2 protein-coding genes and 1 pseudogene are annotated in these 3,216 nt (G+C 63.5%); all 3 read left to right on the top strand.

Going from position 1 to position 3,216, the window contains the following annotated elements; all coding sequences use genetic code 11:
• On the top strand, positions 1–1,423 hold a 1,423-nt coding region (gene nuoL, locus ACQKPE_RS26040), incomplete at its 5' end, for an NADH-quinone oxidoreductase subunit L (protein ID WP_427669576.1).
• 40 nt (positions 1,424–1,463) lie between these two features.
• Positions 1,464–2,996 (top strand): NADH-quinone oxidoreductase subunit M, encoded by a 1,533-nt coding sequence (nuoM, locus tag ACQKPE_RS26035; protein WP_375101741.1) that lies wholly within the window; start codon positions 1,464–1,466, stop codon positions 2,994–2,996.
• A 7-nt stretch (positions 2,997–3,003) separates the two neighbouring features.
• Positions 3,004–3,124, top strand: a pseudogene (locus ACQKPE_RS26030) (hypothetical protein); the annotation flags it as partial.
• Positions 3,125–3,216 lie beyond the last annotated feature (92 nt).

Genomic DNA, 3,216 nt, shown 5'->3' with positions numbered 1-3,216 from the left:
CTGGGAAGGCGTGGGCCTGTGCTCGTACCTGTTGATCGGTTTCTACTACAGCAACCGCAACAACGGTAACGCGGCACTGAAGGCTTTCATCGTCACCCGCATCGGCGACGTGTTCCTGGCCATCGGCCTGTTCATCCTGTTCGTCCAGCTGGGTACCCTGAACGTGCAGGAACTGCTGGTGCTGGCACCGCAGAAATTCCAGGCTGGCGACACCTGGATGGTCCTGGCCACCTTGATGCTGCTGGGTGGTGCGGTCGGTAAATCCGCCCAGTTGCCGCTGCAGACCTGGCTGGCCGACGCGATGGCCGGCCCTACCCCGGTTTCGGCACTGATCCACGCTGCGACCATGGTGACCGCAGGTGTCTACCTGATCGCCCGTACCCACGGCCTGTTCACCCTGGCGCCGGACATCCTGCACCTGGTCGGCGTGGTCGGTGGCATTACCTTGGTAATGGCCGGCTTCGCTGCACTGGTACAGACCGACATCAAGCGCATCCTCGCCTACTCGACCATGAGCCAGATCGGCTACATGTTCCTGGCCCTGGGCGTGGGTGGCTGGCATGCGGCGATCTTCCACCTGATGACCCACGCCTTCTTCAAGGCCCTGCTGTTCCTTGCCTCCGGTGCGGTGATCAACGCCTGCCACCACGAGCAGAACATCTTCAAGATGGGCGGCCTGTGGAAGAAACTGCCGCTGGCCTACGCAAGCTTCGTGGTCGGTGGCGCGGCCCTGGCGGCCTTGCCGATCCTGACCGTAGGCTTCTACTCCAAGGACGAAATCCTCTGGGAAGCCTTCGCCAGCGGCAACAGCAACCTGCTGTACGCCGGCCTGTTCGGCGCGTTCATGACCTCGCTGTACACCTTCCGCCTGATCTTCATCACCTTCCATGGCGAAGCCAAGACCGAAGCCCATGCCGGCCACGGGATCAGCCACTGGCTGCCGCTGGGCGTGCTGATCGTGCTGTCGACCTTCGTCGGCGCCTGGATCCACCCACCACTGGCAGGCGTGCTGCCGCAAGGCGCCGGCCATGCCGGCGGCGAAGCCAAGCACTCGCTGGAGATCGCCTCGGGTGCCATCGCCATCGCCGGTATCCTGTTGGCCGCCGTGCTGTTCCTGGGCAAGCGTCGCCTGGCAACCGCGATCGCCAACAGCAGCATCGGCCGTATCCTGTCGGCCTGGTGGTTCGCCGCCTGGGGCTTCGACTGGATCTACGACAAGCTCTTCGTCAAACCGTACCTGCTGATCTGCCACCTCCTGCGCAAGGACCCGGTGGATCGCGGCATCGGCCTGATTCCTCGGATGGCCCGTGGCGGCCACGTTGCCATGAGCAAGACCGAGACTGGCCAACTGCGCTGGTACACCGCCTCGATCGCCGTCGGTGCCGTGCTGGTACTGGGCGCTGTGGTAGTGGCCGCGGTATGACAATGAATCTTGCGACTTTGCCAAAGGAAACCAACCCGTCATGATTTTGCCTTGGCTGATCCTGATCCCCTTCATCGGCGGCCTCCTGTGCTGGCTGGGTGAGCGCTTCGGCGCCACCCTGCCCCGCTGGATCGCACTGCTGACCATGTCCCTGCTGCTCGGTATCGGCCTATGGCTGTGGGGCGCCGGCGACTATACCCTGGCCCCTGCCCCGGGCGCCGAACCGGCCTGGACCCTCGAATACAAGGTCGAGTGGATCAAGCGCTTCGGCATCAGCATCCACCTGGCCCTGGACGGCCTGTCGCTGCTGATGATCCTGCTGACCGGCCTGCTCGGCGTGCTGTCGGTGCTGTGCTCGTGGAAAGAGATCCAGCGCCACGTCGGCTTCTTCCACCTCAACCTGATGTGGATCCTCGGTGGCGTGGTCGGTGTGTTCCTGGCCCTGGACCTGTTCCTGTTCTTCTTCTTCTGGGAAATGATGCTGGTGCCGATGTACTTCCTCATCGCGCTCTGGGGTCACAGCTCGGCCGATGGCAAGAAGACCCGGATCTACGCGGCGACCAAGTTCTTCATCTTCACCCAGGCCAGCGGCCTGATCATGCTGGTGGCAATCCTCGCCCTGGTACTGGTGAACTACGGCAACACCGGGGTCATCACCTTCAACTACAGCGACCTGCTCAAGGCGGAACTTCCGGCCGGTACCGAGTACCTGCTGATGCTGGGCTTCTTCATTGCGTTTGCGGTGAAGCTTCCGGTGGTGCCGTTCCACTCCTGGCTGCCTGATGCTCACGCCCAGGCGCCGACCGCAGGTTCCGTGGACCTGGCGGGCATCCTGCTGAAGACTGCGGCCTACGGCCTGCTGCGCTTCGCCCTGCCGCTGTTCCCGAACGCCTCGGCAGAGTTCGCGCCCATCGCCATGACCCTGGGCCTGATCGGTATCTTCTACGGTGCCTTCCTGGCCTTCGCGCAAACCGACATCAAGCGTCTTATCGCCTTCTCCAGCGTCTCGCACATGGGCTTCGTGCTGATCGGTATCTACTCCGGCAGCCAGCAAGCCCTGCAAGGCGCGGTGATCCAGATGCTGGCCCACGGCCTGTCGGCTGCCGCGCTGTTCATCCTGTCCGGCCAGCTGTACGAGCGTCTGCACACCCGTGACATGCGCCAGATGGGCGGCCTGTGGCACCGCATCGCGTACCTGCCCGCCATCAGCCTGTTCTTCGCCGCTGCATCGCTTGGCCTGCCTGGCACTGGCAACTTCGTCGGCGAGTTCCTGATTCTGCTGGGCAGCTTCGCCCACGTGCCATGGATCACTGTGATTGCCACCACGGGCCTGGTCTTCGGTTCGGTCTATTCGCTGATCATGATCCACCGCGCCTACTTCGGCCCGGCGAAGGCCGACACCGTCCTGGCCGGCATGGACAGCCGCGAGCTGATCATGGTGCTGGGCCTGGCCGTGCTGCTGATCGTGCTCGGCGTGTACCCGCAGCCGTTCCTCGACACCTCTGCCGCCACCATGAGCGGTGTGCAGCAGTGGCTCGGTTCCGCTTTCACTCAACTCGCTTCGGCCCGGTAAGAGCGCTATGGAATTCACCACTCAACACTTCATCGCATTGGCGCCGATGCTCATCACCACCATCACCACGGTGGTGGTGATGCTGGCGATCGCCTGGAAGCGCAACCACTCGCAGACCTGCAGGTTGCAAAAGACGCGGGCGCCAAGGCCGAGGCCGAGTGGAACCAACGTTTCGATGACTACGCCCAGGCCTTCCCTGAGCTGGCTGCCGAATTCAAGC

It is taken from the genome of Pseudomonas sp. NPDC089554, assembly GCF_050280645.1.
GTDB lineage: Bacteria > Pseudomonadota > Gammaproteobacteria > Pseudomonadales > Pseudomonadaceae > Aquipseudomonas.
The sequence above is the reverse complement of the archived record's forward strand: the minus strand, read 5'-3'. Positions and strand labels throughout refer to the sequence as shown.

Excerpts from the sequence above, each read along its gene's own strand:
- nuoM (WP_375101741.1), top strand. The coding sequence starts at position 1,464 with ATGATTTTGCCTTGGCTGATCCTGATCCCCTTCATCGGCGGCCTCCTG.